This is a genomic window from Sinorhizobium garamanticum (assembly GCF_029892065.1).
Classification (GTDB): domain Bacteria; phylum Pseudomonadota; class Alphaproteobacteria; order Rhizobiales; family Rhizobiaceae; genus Sinorhizobium; species Sinorhizobium garamanticum.
This window is the reverse complement of sequence record NZ_CP120373.1, coordinates 2,870,879-2,886,165: the sequence shown is the minus strand read 5'-3', so window position 1 is coordinate 2,886,165 and position 15,287 is coordinate 2,870,879. Positions and strand designations below refer to the sequence as shown.

The 15,287-nt window shown below is 63.9% G+C and carries 15 protein-coding genes; 7 read left to right on the top strand and 8 right to left on the bottom strand.

The window, feature by feature from the left end; all coding sequences use genetic code 11:
- The first annotated feature begins 29 nt into the window (after positions 1–29).
- Complete coding sequence (locus PZN02_RS13450) at positions 30–1,106, top strand: diguanylate cyclase domain-containing protein (protein WP_280658477.1); 1,077 nt, start codon at positions 30–32, stop codon at positions 1,104–1,106.
- Positions 1,107–1,532: 426 nt separating this feature from the next.
- Here the strand turns inward: PZN02_RS13450 and PZN02_RS13445 are convergent, their stop codons facing one another.
- From PZN02_RS13445 to PZN02_RS13420, 6 genes are all read right to left on the bottom strand, one after another.
- Positions 1,533–2,222 carry a glutathione S-transferase family protein gene (locus PZN02_RS13445; protein ID WP_280658476.1) on the bottom strand — a complete coding sequence of 230 codons (690 nt, stop codon included), beginning with the start codon at positions 2,220–2,222 and terminating at the stop codon, positions 1,533–1,535.
- An 82-nt stretch (positions 2,223–2,304) separates the two neighbouring features.
- Complete coding sequence (locus PZN02_RS13440) at positions 2,305–2,886, bottom strand: VOC family protein (RefSeq protein ID WP_280658475.1); 582 nt, start codon at positions 2,884–2,886, stop codon at positions 2,305–2,307.
- Positions 2,887–2,949: 63 nt separating this feature from the next.
- Positions 2,950–4,257 carry a phenylacetate--CoA ligase family protein gene (locus PZN02_RS13435; protein WP_280658474.1) on the bottom strand — a complete coding sequence of 436 codons (1,308 nt, stop codon included), beginning with the start codon at positions 4,255–4,257 and terminating at the stop codon, positions 2,950–2,952.
- 2 nt (positions 4,258–4,259) lie between these two features.
- Positions 4,260–5,057 (bottom strand): citryl-CoA lyase, encoded by a 798-nt coding sequence (locus PZN02_RS13430; protein ID WP_280658473.1) that lies wholly within the window; start codon positions 5,055–5,057, stop codon positions 4,260–4,262.
- Positions 5,058–5,073: 16 nt separating this feature from the next.
- A complete protein-coding gene (locus tag PZN02_RS13425) occupies positions 5,074–5,886 on the bottom strand; it encodes a class I SAM-dependent methyltransferase (protein ID WP_280658472.1) in 813 nt (270 codons plus the stop codon).
- A 193-nt stretch (positions 5,887–6,079) separates the two neighbouring features.
- Complete coding sequence (locus PZN02_RS13420; protein ID WP_280658471.1) at positions 6,080–6,988, bottom strand: SDR family oxidoreductase; 909 nt, start codon at positions 6,986–6,988, stop codon at positions 6,080–6,082.
- Between the two features lie 83 nt (positions 6,989–7,071).
- On the opposite strand from PZN02_RS13420, the gene PZN02_RS13415 reads away from it, so the two are divergent.
- The 3 genes from PZN02_RS13415 (at position 7,072) to PZN02_RS13405 (ending at position 10,014) form a co-directional block, all read left to right on the top strand.
- The gene (locus PZN02_RS13415; RefSeq protein ID WP_280658470.1) at positions 7,072–7,653 is read left to right on the top strand and encodes a TetR/AcrR family transcriptional regulator; all 582 of its coding nucleotides are present in this window, start codon (positions 7,072–7,074) and stop codon (positions 7,651–7,653) included.
- A 461-nt stretch (positions 7,654–8,114) separates the two neighbouring features.
- Entirely contained in the window at positions 8,115–8,789 is a 675-nt protein-coding gene (locus tag PZN02_RS13410; protein WP_280658469.1) for a glutathione S-transferase family protein, read from the top strand.
- A gap of 175 nt (positions 8,790–8,964) precedes the next feature.
- Positions 8,965–10,014 (top strand): aldo/keto reductase, encoded by a 1,050-nt coding sequence (locus PZN02_RS13405; protein WP_280658468.1) that lies wholly within the window; start codon positions 8,965–8,967, stop codon positions 10,012–10,014.
- A gap of 11 nt (positions 10,015–10,025) precedes the next feature.
- Here the strand turns inward: PZN02_RS13405 and PZN02_RS13400 are convergent, their stop codons facing one another.
- Positions 10,026–11,873: an adenylate/guanylate cyclase domain-containing protein gene (locus tag PZN02_RS13400; protein ID WP_280658467.1), complete on the bottom strand. Its 1,848-nt coding sequence runs from the start codon at positions 11,871–11,873 to the stop codon at positions 10,026–10,028.
- A 387-nt stretch (positions 11,874–12,260) separates the two neighbouring features.
- Between PZN02_RS13400 and PZN02_RS13395 the strand changes: the two genes are divergently transcribed.
- Positions 12,261–12,665 (top strand): antitoxin Xre-like helix-turn-helix domain-containing protein, encoded by a 405-nt coding sequence (locus tag PZN02_RS13395; protein ID WP_280658466.1) that lies wholly within the window; start codon positions 12,261–12,263, stop codon positions 12,663–12,665.
- Entirely contained in the window at positions 12,662–13,357 is a 696-nt protein-coding gene (locus PZN02_RS13390) for an RES family NAD+ phosphorylase (RefSeq protein ID WP_280658465.1), read from the top strand. Before PZN02_RS13395 ends, PZN02_RS13390 begins: the two co-directional genes overlap by 4 nt.
- A gap of 63 nt (positions 13,358–13,420) precedes the next feature.
- On the opposite strand, the gene PZN02_RS13385 is transcribed toward PZN02_RS13390, so the two are convergent.
- A complete protein-coding gene (locus PZN02_RS13385; protein ID WP_280658464.1) occupies positions 13,421–14,107 on the bottom strand; it encodes a TetR/AcrR family transcriptional regulator in 687 nt (228 codons plus the stop codon).
- Between the two features lie 201 nt (positions 14,108–14,308).
- On the opposite strand from PZN02_RS13385, the gene PZN02_RS13380 reads away from it, so the two are divergent.
- Positions 14,309–15,286, top strand: coding sequence for an efflux RND transporter periplasmic adaptor subunit (locus PZN02_RS13380; RefSeq protein WP_280661487.1), 978 nt, complete (start codon positions 14,309–14,311; stop codon positions 15,284–15,286).
- The last annotated feature ends 1 nt before the right edge of the window (position 15,287 follow it).

Sequence of the window (15,287 nt, the reverse complement as noted above, 5' to 3'; positions counted from 1 at the left end):
GTGACGCTTCATGCGAAAGGCGCTGCACTATGGCGATTGCGAATTCATCCCCGAAACAGCTTGCGGAGCAGAGCCGCAAGGAACTCTGCTACACCGTCTTTGCCACGCTGAACCGGCTGGAGATCCATGCCTCTCCGGTCAATTACGAGCTCATGTACGAGATCATCAGCGGCAGCAATCCAGAGCTCCGGGAGAAGTTTGCCCGCCTCACCAAGCCGATCGCGGAGGAGGAACTCGACGCGCTCGCACGCGCCTACCTGCCGCATCATTTCGGCAAATCGCTCGTCGATGAATCCACCAACCGCATCCAGAGCGAGCTTTCAACCCTGAAGGAGTCGCTGCAATCGGGCCAGAACTCGCTCTCCAGCTATTCGAGCCTGCTCGGCCAGGCGACCGGCAAGATCTCTTCGATCGACCCGAGGGACACGAAATCGATCCAGTCCCACCTGCAGACAATCCGGCAACTGACGGAGGTGCAGCAGTCGAAGAGCACGCAGATGCTCGAAAGCGTCTCGACGCAAATCTCGGCCGTTGCGGCGATTGCGAGCGACGTCGAAGAGTTCGAGCGCACGAAATTCACCCACCTCGCCACGAACCTCGCCAACCGCCGAGGCTTCAACAAGAAGCTCGCCGAACTCTATGGCGGCGAGCGTTACCCCGAAGGCGCTTCGCTCATCCTCTGCAATCTGCTGGCGCTCGAACCCTTCGAGGCCAGGGAACTCGTCAAGCTCAAGGAAGCGATTTTGGAGCGGCTCGGCCTCGTTGTGTCGCAGACCATTCAGACGACCGACTTCGCGGCATGGCTCGACCGGCCGCAGATCGGCATCCTCGTTTGGACGAGCGCCGAGGCGGAAATCCAGAAGGTGTCGGATCAGTTGAAGAAAAGCTGCCAGAGCGCATTCGACAACCGCCAGCGCCGAATGCCGGTGGTTCTCGCCCGCTTCGGATGCAGCACCACTTTCGACGCCGGCACCGCCTCCGAACTGGTCGGCCATGCGGAAAAGGCCCTGCAAACCGCCACCGAAACCGCGAGCGACCGGGTCATGTTCTTCGCCGGCAGCGAAGCAGGCGGCACCCGCAAGGACTGGATGCTCTATCGGAAGTGAGGTGTGCGGGCTACAGCGACCTTTGCGCGTCCGATTGGACGCGCGGCGCTGCAAGCGGCTGCGCGATTCTGAATCCTCGGGTCAAGCCCGAGGATGACGGAAAGAGGAGTGCCCCACGGCAAACAGGGCAAACAACAATGTGAGTGAGGCAGCGGCCGTTCGTTCCCGCGATCAACGCCGCAGCGTCGCCTCCGTCATCCCCGTATTCCACCGTCATCCTCGGGCTTGACCCGAGGATCCAAACACACGCAGCCGACGACGCCTCGTGAGCCAAACCGTGGCGGCTCGATCTTGGATCCTCGGGTCAAGCCCGAGGATGACGGAAAGAGAAAGCCCAGCGGCAAAACAACGATGCGGCGTACTCATGCGAATTCGCAGGAAACCACCACAACCCGCTGATTCAACCGAAATACGCCCTACTCCCCATCACCGCTCACCGCGCACATAACTGATATAGCCGCGAACATCCGCCGCCGGTTCGCTATAGGCGCTGCCGAGCGCCCTCTCCATCGACGCCATATAGGCCTTCGCCCAGTCCGGCAGCGGATAGTCGATTACCGCGAGGAACTCGAGGGTTGCGGCAAGCCTGATGTCGGCGATCGAAGGCTTCGCGCCGCCGATGAAGGACCTGTCGCCGATGAAGAACTTGTGGAACACCTCGAGCGGCTCGGCCAGCGCCTCGGTCGCGGCCATGCGCGCATGCTCCTTCGTTACCGGATCGGCATCGCTGTAGCCGACCTCGCCCGGATATTGCGGAAAGTTGAGCGCCGGATAGGTGGCACGGGCGAGATAGGGATAAAACGTGCCGATCAGGTAGAACATGGCGCTGTCGATCATCGCGCGCGCCTCGGGGTCTTTCGGATAGAGATCGTCGAGCCCGTTCTTGTTGCAGAGATACTGCATGATCGCGCAGCTTTCCCACAGCGCCCCGTTCGGCAGGTCGCCCATTTCGATCATCGGCGTCAGATGCGACGGCGCCTTCGCCAGATATTCGGGCGTGCGCGTCTGGCCGAAGACGTCGTTCTCGTTGAAATCGAGGCCGGCCGCACGCATGAAGACGCGCGCCGTCATGTTGTTGACGCTGGGTTTGATCACGTTGAGTTTGATTTCAGGCATGGTTGGTCCTCCCGTTGGCTCTTGTCTCGTCCCGCCTACAGCGCAGTGCGTCTTTTAAGACGCACAAAGGTCGCTGCAGTAGTCAATAGGGGTTCTTCGGCGTCCGATCCTCGGACAGCGATCCCCGTGTCCGCTCGGTCAGCGCCTCGATGGCATCGGCAAGGTGCACCTCGGCGATGTTGTAGTCGCCGCGCGCCACTCGCACCTTGTGCGCCTCCATCAGCACCTCGGCGTGGGTGTGACCGGCTGGCGGCTCGAAGCGATAGGAGGCGAGTTCCACTAGCAGCCCGAGCGGATCCTCGAAATAGATCGAATCCATGAAGCCGCGGTCCTTGACCCCGCTGTGGCGGATCTCCCGCTCGTTGAGACGCTCCACCGCCTGCTGGAACGTCGCGCGCGAGACGGCGAAGGCGATGTGGTGCACGCAGCCGATGTCGGTCGAGGTCCGCTTCGGATCGGGCTTGCGGTCCTCGTCGGTGAAAACGGTGATCAGCCGACCGTCGCCCGGATCGAAATAAAGATGGCTTTCCGTCGCCCGGTCGAGGTTCGGCTGCTCGAAGATGAAGGGCATGCCGAGCAGTCCTTCCCAGAAATCGATCGACGTCTGCCGGTCCGCGCCGACCAGCGTGATGTGATGGACCCCTTGCGATTGCAGCTTTCGCATCGTCATCCTCCCGTTTTTCGTTTCGCGGAGCGCAGGCGGAAGCCGCACCACGCCAGCCTGATTTTACTCCGGTCTCTGCACCAGTTTCGACTTGTATTCGCTGCGCTGAAGCGACCCCCAGGGCAGGATCTCTACCCGCGTCGAGACGACGAGCACCTCGCGGATGCGCTTCTCGATGCTCTCGGCGAGTCCCGGGCCGCCTTCGCGATCCTTGCCGAGTTCCACCGAAACCGGCAACGGCGGCTCCTGCCGCGGGCCCGTCGCCAGGGGCCTCACCAGGATCACGCCGCTGACGGCGGGCGCAAATTCGCTGACCACGTCGCGGATCGCCGAGGGAAAGACGTTGACGCCACGCACGATCAGCAGGTCGTCGGTGCGGCCGATGCAGCGCACCCGTGGCGCCGTTCGCCCGCAGCGGCAGGGCGATGTCCACATCTCCACGTGATCGCGGGTGCGAAACCTGAGCATCGGCGCCGCCCGGTGCCGGAGATGCGTTAGCACGAGTTCGCCGCGCGCGCCGTCCTCAAGCGCGATGGGCGCGGCGGTTTCCGGGTCGATCAGTTCGGCATGCACGAAGCCGCGGGCGCCGAGATGCATACCGCACTGCTCCTCGCACTCGCCCCAGAGCGACACGCCGATATCGCCGATGCCCATCGCCTCGGTCACCTTGGCGCCCCACGCCTCTTCGAGCCGCGACCGGAATTTCGGCTCGCCGCCGCCGGGCTCGCCGGCCACCAGCAGCCGCCTGACGCTGGAGCCTTTCAGATCAAAGTCGCGCTCCGCCGCCCACTCGCCGAGATAGGCCGCATAGGAGGGCGTCATCACCGCGGCCGCGGGCTGCAGGAGGCGGATCGCCGCCATCAGCCGCTCGGTGTTTCCGGTGCCGACGGGGATGTGGCGCAGGCCAAGCCGATCGAAGGCGGCAAGTGCTGCGCCGGCCACGAACGGCCCGGCATTGTAGGTGGAAACGACCGCCTCGCCCGGCCGGATGCCGGAGGCGGAATAGCTGCGCGCGGAGGTCGTCACCCAGTTGTCGAGGTCGCCCGCCGTCAGCGGAATATAGCTCGGCGTCCCGGTCGTTCCGCTGGTCGAATAGATCCGCACGATCTCGTCCATCGGCGCGGCCACATGGGTTCCCATCGGATCGGCCGCAGTGCAGCTTGCGCGGATTTCGCTCTTTTCGGTGAGGGGTAGCTCGGCGATGGCGGCAAGACCGCCGATCCTGGCGGCGGCGCCGAATCCGGCGCTCCCCAACTTTGTCTGGTAGAAGCGCGAGCAGGCGAGCAGATATTCGATCTGCTGTCGATAGAGCTGATCGTCGAGCCGGACCTGCTCGCGCCAGGGCAGCGTCTCTATGTCGGGATCAAGCATGGTCAGCTGCCGCCCTCCTCTTCGTCGTTCCGGTAGGTGACAGCCGCCTCCGCTGCCGACGCCATGGCGAAGCCGATCGGGTTTTCCCGCTCTTCCGTCAGGTGCGCGAGAATGCCGCCGGCCCGGGCGAGCAGCGGGATCGCCTTGATCATTGTCACCGGGAAGCCGAGGTCGAGAAGCACGGCGGCGATCGGCATGGACACGTTCATCACCAGCGGTTTGCCCCAGACCTCGGCGGCGATCGTACGGGTCATCCGTGCGAGCTTCACATGAGTGCCGCTCACGCCGCGCTGATCGGCGAGTTCCAGAATGCGCTCGGCGCGCGGATCGACGGGCCGGTGCACCGGATGGCCGAAGCCCGGCACCTTGCCACCCGCCTCGCGAATGTCCGTGACCAATGCGCGCACCACCACATCGGCATCCTCGCCGCCGGCGATGCGCGCCTCGGCCTTCACCAGCAGCGCACCGCAGAGTTCCGCGGTTCCGACGAGCACCGGCCCGCAACCGAGAAGACCGGCTGCGAGAGCGCCCTGCAGCGAACCGGGGTCGGCGGCTAGCGTCATCCGCGCCGCCTGCACGGTCGGCATTATGCCGTGCTCGGCGATCGCGATCAGCAAGAGGTCGAGAAAATAGCGCTGGTTCTCCGTCGGCTCTCGGCCGGTCGTCAGCAGATGGAAGTATTCCGTAAACGTCAGCCGCCCCATGAGGTCGCGGCAGAGATCACGGCCGCGCACCTCGACCCGTTCCGCGCTCGCCGTTGAGATCCGGCTCGTCGCCGTCTGCTGTTTGCCGATTTGCATGCATTCCCTCCGGGGCCTAACGGCTTGCCGCCACGACATGAGCCCTGATCCGCCCGTCGATTGCGCCTTCGCCATAGCGCTGGTGAAGGGCATCGGTTGCTGCGCGGGTCGCCGCGCCGAGGCCCGATAGGTCGCGGGCCTCGATTTCGTTTCTGAGCGGCGTCCCCTGGCAGAAACCGGTCGCGATCTCCTCGGCCGATAGCGCGCCGCTTTTCTTTTCCAGGGTCTCCAGCGTGATATTGCGGAAACCGGCCGCCTCCAGGTCGGCGCGGACGGCGGCCGGGTCACCGTAGCCATACGGTGTTCTCGCGAGGAAGCGCGGCGGGTCATCGGGAAAATGCACGGCCAGGGCTTCAGTCACCATATGCGCCAACTCGTTCGCCTCTATCGCGTCCCAGACATTGAAGAGGAAACAGCCGCCAGGCTTCAGCACGCGGTGGGCTTCGCGGTAGGCCTGCACCCTGTCCGGGAAAAACATAACGCCGAACTGGCAGAATACGACATCGAAGCTCCAGGCCTGAAAGGGCAGCGCCAGCGCGTCCGCCTGCCGCCAAGTGATGCGCGGATCGTCCCCTTGCTTCTGCGCCGCCAGGTCGAGCATCGGCTGGTTGAGGTCGGTTGCGACGAGCCGGGCATTGGCGTCCATCTGCGGGGCGAGCGCGCGGGTGACGACGCCGGTTCCGGCCGCGATCTCCAGAAGATCGTGGGGCTTCAGTCGGGCCACGCGCGCGGCAAGATCGTGCGCATAATCCGTAAAGATGAGCGGCACAAGCAGGCGGTCATAGAGATCCGGTATCGCCCCCGCAAAGACCTTGTCCATTTCCGCCATCGTGCCCGCCTCCCGTCAAACACATGCCCTACAGCGCCGTGCGCCTTTTCAGACGCACAAAGGTCGCTGTAGCACTTCGGATTGCTGCATGTTCTTGTCCCTAAATCGGGCCCCGATTTAAGGAAACATGGAGCAGCGCGATCATACGCCCGTCAAGGGGAGCGCGGAAGGTGGGTACGAACACCTCGGACGCTTACCGATATCCCGTCGCGTCCGCCGGTTTGCCGGGATCCATCACCTCGTCCATGTAGCGCCAGCAATCCGGCCGCGAGCCGTCGAGATCGGTGAAGCCGTAGACCTTGGCAAGGCCGCCGCTCGAAAGAGACTTGCCGTTCCACCGGGCCTTGTCGGGGTCGGACGCGAGTGCTGCGACCGCGCGGCCGACGAAATGCGGCGTCTCGGAGATGACGAAGTGCGGCTGCTTCTCAGCCGCGTCGCGCCAGTTGGCCTCGGTCACGCCGAAGGCTTCCAGCATCATTTCCGAGCGTAGCCAGCCGGGCGTGAGCGAAACCGCCGTCGCACCGTGCACGGCAAGATCCTTGGCATGCGCCCAGGCCATCCGATTCGCCGAGACCTTGGCGAGATCGTAGAAGGGCGACAGCCGATAATGCTCGGCATTGTACTCCGCCGTGCCGTCGGTCACCTCGACGAGAAGCCCGCCCGGCCGCTCGATCATCAGCGGCAGCGCGTAATGCGCGGTGATCAGGTGCGTGTCGATCGCAAGCCTGAGTATCCTGAGCCCGTTTTCGAGATTGTGATCCCAAACCGGCTTGTTCCACTCGAACAGCCGCTCGCCGCCCCAGATGTCGTTGACGAGAATGTCGAGCCGGCCGCGCTCCTGGTGGATGCGATCGACGAGTGCCCTCACCTCGTCCGCCTCCAGATGGTCGACCTGGATCGCGATCCCGACGCCGCCCGCCGCAGTCACCCGCTCCGCCGTCTCCTCGATCGTCTCCGGCCGGCGGTACTCCGATTGCTCCGTGCGCGTCGTCCGCCCGGTGACGTAGACGGTCGCGCCCGCCGCCCCGAGTTCGACCGCGATCCCGCGCCCGGCGCCGCGTGTTCCGCCGGCGACCAGCGCCACTTTTCCCGTAAGCGACATCGCTTCCTCCCATTAAAATTGATCTGGCATTTCGCGTGAGCGCTATATATAAACGCTTATTCGGTTATAAATAAAGGTCCAAAATGCCTCGCCCCAAAACCTTGCCTGACAAAGACGTGCTCGATATGGCGCTCGCGATCATGCGGAGGCAAGGGCCGGACGCGCTGACCTTCGCAGCGCTTTCGGCAGACTGCGGCCTTTCCGCCTCGACGCTGGTGCAGCGCTTCGAAAGCAAGGCCCGCCTCATCCAGGCGGCGCTCTCGCAGGCCTGGGACCGGCTCGACCGCCTGACGCTCGAACTTGCCGAGAACACACCGAAAACGCCCGAAGGCGCGGTAACGCTGCTCGTCGGACTTTCCGGCGATTATGGCGGCATCGAATCCTATGCCGACGACCTCATGATCCTGCGCGAGGACTTGCGCGATCCGGAGCTCCGCGCCCGCGGCGCGCACTGGCGTGGCGTGCTGTCTGACGCGATCGAAGCGCGCTTTACCGGCGTTCCGGCTTCTCCCGCCGGCATCGGCCTGATGATGGCCTCGCAATGGCAGGGCGCCCTTCTTTGGTGGAGTTTTGACCCGCGTATGCCGGTGCAGGACTACGTCCGCGAGAGCCTGGAAGGCTTTGTCGCGGCCTTTGCAGACACGCCTCCGGCCAGAATGGGCTGACCGCATCGGCGGAGCGGCCGCCGGCCCTTTGCGCATCAGCGCCGACCTCATTCTGTGCTCGTCACAGGAATCCAACCACACCGCTTCCGTGGCGCGGGACATCGCGCCGCCGCTCGGCTCAAACGAACTGCTTCTCGCTGCCGGCTCTCGGGCCTTCCCGTATTCCTCCGTCATCCTCGGGCTCGACCCGAGGATCCAAGCACGGGCAGCCGATGCCGCCGCGCGGGTCCGACTTGGACGCTCGAATTTGGATCCTCGGGTCGAGCCCGAGGATGACGGAGCGAGAGAGGGCCGGCGACGAACACCATTTACGCCAAGCGGGCATTCCCGCATCCGGTGCCGGAAAGACCGCGATTCTTGTCCGCCGGCCATCCTGGGCCGCAAAGCTCCCTTTTTCGCACCGCGATTGCGCCCTATAGTCCTGACGCGACGGCATCGGCTCGAAGACAAGGGATTTTGACATGGCGCTTACCCTCTATCTCCATCCGCTCGCCTCCTTCTGCCACAAGGTGCTGATCGCGCTCTATGAGACCGGCACGCCCTTCGAAAGCCGGGTGGTCGACCTGGCGGATGCGGACGAGCACGCCCGCTTCCTCGATCTCTGGCCGGTCGGCAAGATTCCGGTGCTGCGCGACGACGCCCGCGACCAGACGGTGCCGGAAACGTCGATCATCATCGAATATCTCGAGCGGCACTATCCCGGCAGAAAGCCGCTTATTCCGCTCGACGCCGCGCAGGCCCTCGAAGCGCGGCTCTGGGATCGCTTCTACGATCTCTATGTCCAGGTGCCGATGCAGAAGATCGTCACGGACAAGCTGCGGGCGATGGGCGAGAATGACCGGCGCGGCGTCCTCGATGCGCGCGCGGCGCTGGCTGTCGCCTATGACATGATCGAACGGCAGGTGGCCGACAGGACTTTCGCAATCGGCGAGAGCTTCACGATTGCCGATTGCGCCGCTGCCCCCGCCCTCTTCTATGCCGGCATCGTCGTGCCTTTCGATGGCACCCATCCTAATCTCGCCGCCTATTTCGAGCGGCTGCTCGAGCGCCCCTCTTTTCAGCGCACGCTCGCCGAGGCACGACCTTACTTCCCCCTGTTTCCCTACCACGACGCGATTCCCGCACGCTTCCTTTGAGGTCGCGGGCGCCAAGGCCAGCTATCCTTAAATCGGAGCCGATTTAGGGATAAAAGCATGCAGCAGTTCAAAGTGCTGCAGCGAGCCTCGTGCGTCTGAAAAGATGCTCGGTGCTGCAGGACATCATGCGACAGAATGCACAGGACGCTGTCGAAAACCACGGAAGGATCGGCAAATGGAATACCGTCTGCTCGGCCGCTCGGGCCTGAAAGTCTCGACGATCACCATGGGCACCATGACCATCGGCGGCGGCGGCAAGTTCGCCCAGGTCGGCAATGTCGGCCTCGACGAAGCGCGCCGCTATGTCGATCTCTGCCTCGACGCCGGCGTCAACCTGATCGACACCGCCAACGTCTATTCCGCCGGCGCATCGGAGGAGATCATCGGCGAGGTTCTCGGCGGCAAGCGCAAGAACGGCGTGCTGATAGCCACCAAGGCGCGCTTTTCCATGGGACCCGGCCCGAACGACGGCGGCCTCTCGCGCCACCACCTGATCAGCGAATGCGAGGCGAGTCTGCGGCGGCTGAAGACCGACGTCATCGACCTCTACCAGGTCCATCAATGGGACGGACAGACGCCCCTTGAAGAGACGATGGCGGCGCTCGACACGCTCGTCAACCAGGGCAAGGTGCGCTACATCGGCTGCTCGAACTATTCCGGCTGGCACATCATGAAGGCGCTCGGCATCAGCGCCCGCGAGCATCGCCACCGCTTCGTCTGCCAGCAGATCCACTACACGCTCGAAGCCCGCGAGGCCGAATACGAGCTGATCCCGATCGCGATCGACCAGGGCCTCGGCGTGCTCGTCTGGAGCCCGCTCGCCGGCGGCCTGCTTTCCGGCAAGCACCGGCGCGGCCAGACGCCGGAAGGCACGCGCCAGCTCGCCGGTTGGAACGAGCCGCCGATCCGCGACGAAGAGCGGCTGTGGAAGATCGTCGACATGCTGGTGGCGATCGCCACTGAGCGCGGCGTCTCGCCCGCGCAGGTGGCGCTCGCCTGGCTGATCGGCCGCAAGGGTGTGACCTCCGTCATCATCGGCGGGCGCAAGGAGGAACAGTTCCGCGACAATCTCGCCGCCGCGAGCCTCAAGCTTACCGACGAGGAGCGCGAACTGCTCGACGCCGTCAGCCTGCCGCCCGTCATCTATCCCTATTGGCACCAGCTATGGACCGCCAAGGACCGGCTCGGCGAGGCCGACCTGTCCTTGCTCGGGCCACATATTTGAAGGGCCGCCTCTTATCTCGTCGTCTTCAGGAGCTCCTGGAAACGCGGATGGGAGCGGACCGCATCGAGATCAGGATCGTTCCGGATCCACGCGTGAAGCTCCGGCGAGACGAGCGGAAGGGAATGTTCCAGCAACTCCATCGCCTGCTCCTGTTCACCTAGCAGAGCGTAGGCGCAGGCGTTGTTGTAGCATGCGCGCGCGTCCTCCGGATCGATGGCATTGACCCGCGCAATCAGATCCAGCGCGCGATCGCGTTCTCCCAAGGCTGCGCATGTGCACGCGCCGAGCTGAGCGGCATCGGAGCTTTCCGGGTGAAGCACCATGTTCCGCTCCACGCGCTCCAGGCCGATCCTCATCAGCTGTTCCTTCTTCTCCGGCTGGCCAAGACGGTCCAGCGCGTTTCCGGCAAGGACCGGCGAGCGATAATCGTCGGGGCGGATCTCGGCGGCACGCTCGTAATGCTCGACGGCCTTCTCGTAATCGCACCGGACAAAACAATGGCGCGCATAGAAATAGTGCGCTTCATGGGAGTTCGGATCGAGCGCAAGCGCCCGCTCGAAGGCGGAGGCCGCCTCCTGGTAGCGTCCGACTGTCGAGAGCGCGTAGCCGTGTGATGCATGAACCTCCGGCAGGTCTGGATCGAGTTCCAGTGCCTTGGCGCAATTCTCGAGTAGGGATTCCGGCGGAATGTTCACGCCGTGGAATCCGCAGAGGAAAGAATCACAGTCTGCAATACCGGCATAGGCGCGCGCGAAATGCGGATCGAGTTCCGCCGCGTAAGTGAACATCCGCCGGGCGTGCTGCAGCGACGCCTTCGTCATCGTGTGGAAAAGCTCTCGCCCCTTGAGGCAATAGTTGTAGGCCTCGACACTCGCTGTGGCAGGCTGCTCGATCGCCTTCCTCTCCCTTGGCAGAAGCCTGATCTTCAATTGGGAAACGATCGCCTCCGTAATCTCATCCTGGATGTCGAAGATGTCTGTGAGGTTCCGATCATAACGTTCGGCCCAGACATGCCGTCCGTCGCTGCCATCGATCAACTGCCCGGTGATGCGGACGCGCTGGCCCGCCTTGCGCACACTTCCTTCCAGCAGGAAGCTGACGCCGAGTTCGGCCGCCACCCGCTGCGCCGTCACCCGCGTGCCCTTGTAGGCGAAGACCGTGTGCCGGGCGACGACGGAGAGGCCGGAGATTTTCGAGAGATCCGTGATGATGTCCTCGGTGATACCGTCTGAAAAATACTCCTGCGCGGGATCATCGCTCATATTGTTGAACGGCAGGACGGCGATGGACGGCTTGTGCGCCGTTGCCGGCACTCGATCGGACCGGTCGCTTGCCGCTTGCGGAGCATCAAGAACAACATTGTAGACCCTGACCGGCCGTTCGATGTTCTTCAGGAGCTGCTCGCCGGTATCCTCGAAGATAAGATCGAGCCGGTTGCCGACGTGTTCGCGCACGGCGGCCGACACCGCCACACCACCCGGTTTCGCGAAACTCTCGATCCGCGCCGCGATGTTGACGCCGTCACCGAAGATGTCGTCGTTCTCTACGATCACGTCGCCGATGTTGACGCCGATGCGAAACTCGATCCGCCGGTCCGCAGGCACCGCCGAATTGCGCGCACGCATCCCCTTCTGGATCTTGGCAGCGCAGTCGACGGCGCTCACCACGCTCTCGAACTCGACCAGCATGCCATCGCCGATCAGCTTGACAATGCGCCCCTGATGGTCTGCGACCATGGCGTCCACCAGCTCCGCCCGATGCGCCGTCAGCGCCGCGAGCGTTTCTGCCTCGTTTGTTCCCATGAGGCGACTGTAGCCGGCCACGTCGGCCGAAAGGATCGTGGTGAGGCGACGTTTCATCGAAAAACCCCTCGTTCCGAGAGATGAAACTTATCAGGTTTGAACCCGGAACGGCACCAGATTTAGGATTACGTTCTTGCAGGCGCGGCGATGCATGTGCGGCGCCGTCAGTCCGGGTGACGGTGGGGCGGCCGGGCGGCCGACAAAGTACACCCTCGCAAGTCAGTTGGGTTTTGGCGCTGCCCCACCCAACTCGCCAAGTCAGTTGGGGTGGCAAGTCAGTTGGGGTGGCGAGCCTGCCCCTCCACCTCATTCCTGTGACAAGCACAGGAATGAGGTGGAGAAGAGCGCCCGCCAGCCCTCAACTGTCTTGATGTCGATCCATTGCCTCTTGAAATGCAAGATTTATATCATATGATATATATCAGCAAATCAGAGGAGACGATCATGTCCAGCCCGCAGCCCGCAATAGTCCCGGATCGGGGCGCGGCGAAACAGGAAGAAGCCGTCATCGTCAAGGCGGTGGTGCGCGCCTGCGAGTTCTGGAAGCTGACCAACAAGGAGTCGGCCGAGCTCTTCGACGTGCCGATCGCCACCTGGAACCGCATGAAGGCTGGCGACTTCCGGGGCAAGCTCGACCAGGACAAGCGCACGCGCGCGAGCCTGATCGTCGGCATCTTCAAGGGACTGCGCCTCTTCTTCAACGGCCCCCTCACCTATGAGTGGCCGAAATCGGCCAACACCGGCCCGGTCTTCAACGGCAAGACGCCGGTCGCCACGATGATCGAGGGCGGAATACCCGCGATGCTCCGCGTCCGACGCTATGTCGACGGCCTGCGCGGTGGCCTATGATCCCCGAGATCGACTTCACCGATCCCGCCACCGTGCGGCTGATCTCGACCGCCTATATCGCGGAGCCGGCAGTGACGCCGCTCTGTGACAACGACGACGAGTTGGAAATCCTCAACCGGCTGGAGGCGCAGACCTCGGCGCGGCTGAGCCCCGTCGCGCTGCCTTCGGGCGTCAGCCCGGCCGAACTGCTCAACGAATCCTTCGGCTATGGCTGGTCACTGATCAACGCCGCCTTCTGCCACGCCCGCCCGCCGGGCAACCGCTTCAATGGCGAGGAGCGTGGCGCCTGGTATTGCGCCTTCGGGGCGCTCGCGAGCGAGACCTGCCAGGCGGAAATCATCTTCCACCGCACGCGGGCGCTGCGCGACGCCGGCAATTTCAACGACATCGGCCACTATCGCGAAATGATCGCCGGCTTCCTCTGCCGCTTCCATGACGTGCGCGGCGAAAAGGGCGCTACCTATCTCGATGCCGATCCGGCAATCGCCTACCCGGCCGGCCAGGCGCTCGCCGGCACCATTCTCGCCAAGGGCGGCAATGGCGTGATCTATCCCTCCGCCCGCCACCCCGAGGGCGAATGCCTCGCCGTATTCCGCCCCTCGATCATCCAGAACATCCGCCAGGGCCGCACAATAACCTTCGAATGGACCGGCTCGCCGGAGCCGAGGGTTTTGAGCGATATGGCAAGCTAAAGCGGGATGAGGAAAAGTATGCGCGGTTTTCCGCCCGCATCCCGCGTCTCAACTCATCACGATCTAAGCCGCGAGAAACGCACGGGCAAAGCCTGGTTCGGTGACCTGGATCGATCCTTCCGGGAGCTTCAGAATCCGCTCCACGGCCAGACCATAGCTCTGCATCCAGTTATCGAGCATGGCCGCCGCGCTCTCGACGTCGCCGGCTTCCGCCTGCTGCAGGGCGCGATGCATGACCTTGGCGATACCGAGCCTCAGATTGAGCAGCATCAGCGCCATCGCTTCGGGATCGGGCGCATCGAGGCTTCCCTCCTCTTGGCCCCGCCTCAGGATTTCCGTCATGAACGGCAGGGTGACCGCGGTCAACGCCTCGTCGATGCGGTGGTAAAGCACGATGTTTTCCGGTTTGAAGAGCGCATTGAACGTGTTCTTCAATTGCGGGGCCATGTCCGCCTTCATGCGCCGCGAGTTGGCAAAGAGCGCGTTCAGGCGGCCGACAGCGTCGAGCGACGGATCATCGAGAAGCGGTCGCATCTCATCCAGGCTCTGGCGGGCCATTCGCGCGGCAAGCGCCTCCAGCAGCGCCTCCTTCGACGCGAAGTAGTGGTAGAAGGCGCCCTTGGACAGGCCTGCCTCCCGGATGACGTCATTGACCGTCGTATTCTCGTATCCGTGTTCGAAAAAGAGACGTTGCGCGCAATCGATAAGCTCATTCGTTCGAACATCCGGCGATTTTATAATTCGAGCCATGGTCGTCCTGGAAAACCCGCAAGGGAAGTATGGCTTGATAATAGACCGACGGTCGGTCTATTACTAGAGTGCAGCCTGCTTTCAGGGTGGAATGCTCCAGATCAAAGTCTTCTGCGCCCTTTGAGCGTTTAGATCGGGCAAGGCATTCGGGTTTCGTGGAGAGATTTCGTGCGGTTGAAGCGTTATGCGATTGGCATTGCAATGGCCGTGGCGGTAAGTGCGGCGGCTTACTGGTACGTCTCCCGTCCGGCGCCCGTGACCGTGGTCACGCCGAAGCGTGGCGATGCGGCCGAAATCGTCTATGCAAGCGGCGTCGTGGAACCGCGCATCTGGGCCAAGGTCACGCCCACTGTGCGCGAGCGGATCGTCGAGCAATGCAATTGCGAAGGCGAGCGCGTGGAAAAGGACCATGTGCTCGCACGCCTCGACGACACGGAGGCGCGCGCCACGCGCGGCGAACTCCAGGCGCGGCTGTCACTGGCGCAGGAGGAGTATCGCCGCAAGCTCGCTCTTTCGGCGCGCAACACGATCAGCGAGCAGGAGGTTGACAGGGCCCGCACCGAAGTGGCGCAATTGGAGGCGCTGATAGCCGCCCAGCAGGCACGGCTCGCGAGCTACGTGCTGCGCGCGCCGAGCGCCGGCCAGGTGCTGCGCCAGGACGGCGAGATCGGCGAGGTCGCGGAGCTCGGCACCGTGCTCTTCTGGGTCGGCGAGCCGAGGCCCCTGATCGTAACGGCCGAAGTGAACGAGGAGGACATCCCGCGCGTCGAGGTGGGCCAGCGGGCGCTGTTGCGGTCCGATGCATTTCCCGGGCGCGAACTGGAGGCGGTCGTCGACATCATCACGCCGAAGGGCGATCCGGTGACGAAAACCTACCGCGTGCGTTTCCGCCTGCCCGACGACACGCCGCTCAGGATCGGCATGTCCACCGATGTCAACGTGATCGTGCGCCAATCGTCGAACACGTTGATCCTCCCCTCGGGCGCCATCAGCGGCAAGCGGGTCGCCGTGGTCGAGGGCGGCGACGTGCGCTTGCGCGAGATCGAAACCGGCATACGCGGCACTGCGGGCGTCGAAGTTCTCTCGGGGCTTGAGGAAACGGCGCAGGTCATCTCCCCCTTCCCTGCCGAACTTGCCGAGGGCACGCGCGTGACCATTGCGGGAGGCGGCAGGAACTGAG

Coding starts and splice junctions, on each gene's coding strand:
- PZN02_RS13450 (WP_280658477.1), top strand. CDS start 30: ATGGCGATTGCGAATTCATCCCCGAAACAGCTTGCGGAGCAGAGCCGC.
- PZN02_RS13445 (WP_280658476.1), bottom strand. CDS start 2,222: ATGCCTGAAATCAAACTCAACGTGATCAAACCCAGCGTCAACAACATG.
- PZN02_RS13440 (WP_280658475.1), bottom strand. CDS start 2,886: ATGCGAAAGCTGCAATCGCAAGGGGTCCATCACATCACGCTGGTCGGC.
- PZN02_RS13435 (WP_280658474.1), bottom strand. CDS start 4,257: ATGCTTGATCCCGACATAGAGACGCTGCCCTGGCGCGAGCAGGTCCGG.
- PZN02_RS13430 (WP_280658473.1), bottom strand. CDS start 5,057: ATGCAAATCGGCAAACAGCAGACGGCGACGAGCCGGATCTCAACGGCG.
- PZN02_RS13425 (WP_280658472.1), bottom strand. CDS start 5,886: ATGGCGGAAATGGACAAGGTCTTTGCGGGGGCGATACCGGATCTCTAT.
- PZN02_RS13420 (WP_280658471.1), bottom strand. CDS start 6,988: ATGTCGCTTACGGGAAAAGTGGCGCTGGTCGCCGGCGGAACACGCGGC.
- PZN02_RS13415 (WP_280658470.1), top strand. CDS start 7,072: ATGCCTCGCCCCAAAACCTTGCCTGACAAAGACGTGCTCGATATGGCG.
- PZN02_RS13410 (WP_280658469.1), top strand. CDS start 8,115: ATGGCGCTTACCCTCTATCTCCATCCGCTCGCCTCCTTCTGCCACAAG.
- PZN02_RS13405 (WP_280658468.1), top strand. CDS start 8,965: ATGGAATACCGTCTGCTCGGCCGCTCGGGCCTGAAAGTCTCGACGATC.
- PZN02_RS13400 (WP_280658467.1), bottom strand. CDS start 11,873: ATGAAACGTCGCCTCACCACGATCCTTTCGGCCGACGTGGCCGGCTAC.
- PZN02_RS13395 (WP_280658466.1), top strand. CDS start 12,261: ATGTCCAGCCCGCAGCCCGCAATAGTCCCGGATCGGGGCGCGGCGAAA.
- PZN02_RS13390 (WP_280658465.1), top strand. CDS start 12,662: ATGATCCCCGAGATCGACTTCACCGATCCCGCCACCGTGCGGCTGATC.
- PZN02_RS13385 (WP_280658464.1), bottom strand. CDS start 14,107: ATGGCTCGAATTATAAAATCGCCGGATGTTCGAACGAATGAGCTTATC.
- PZN02_RS13380 (WP_280661487.1), top strand. CDS start 14,309: ATGGCCGTGGCGGTAAGTGCGGCGGCTTACTGGTACGTCTCCCGTCCG.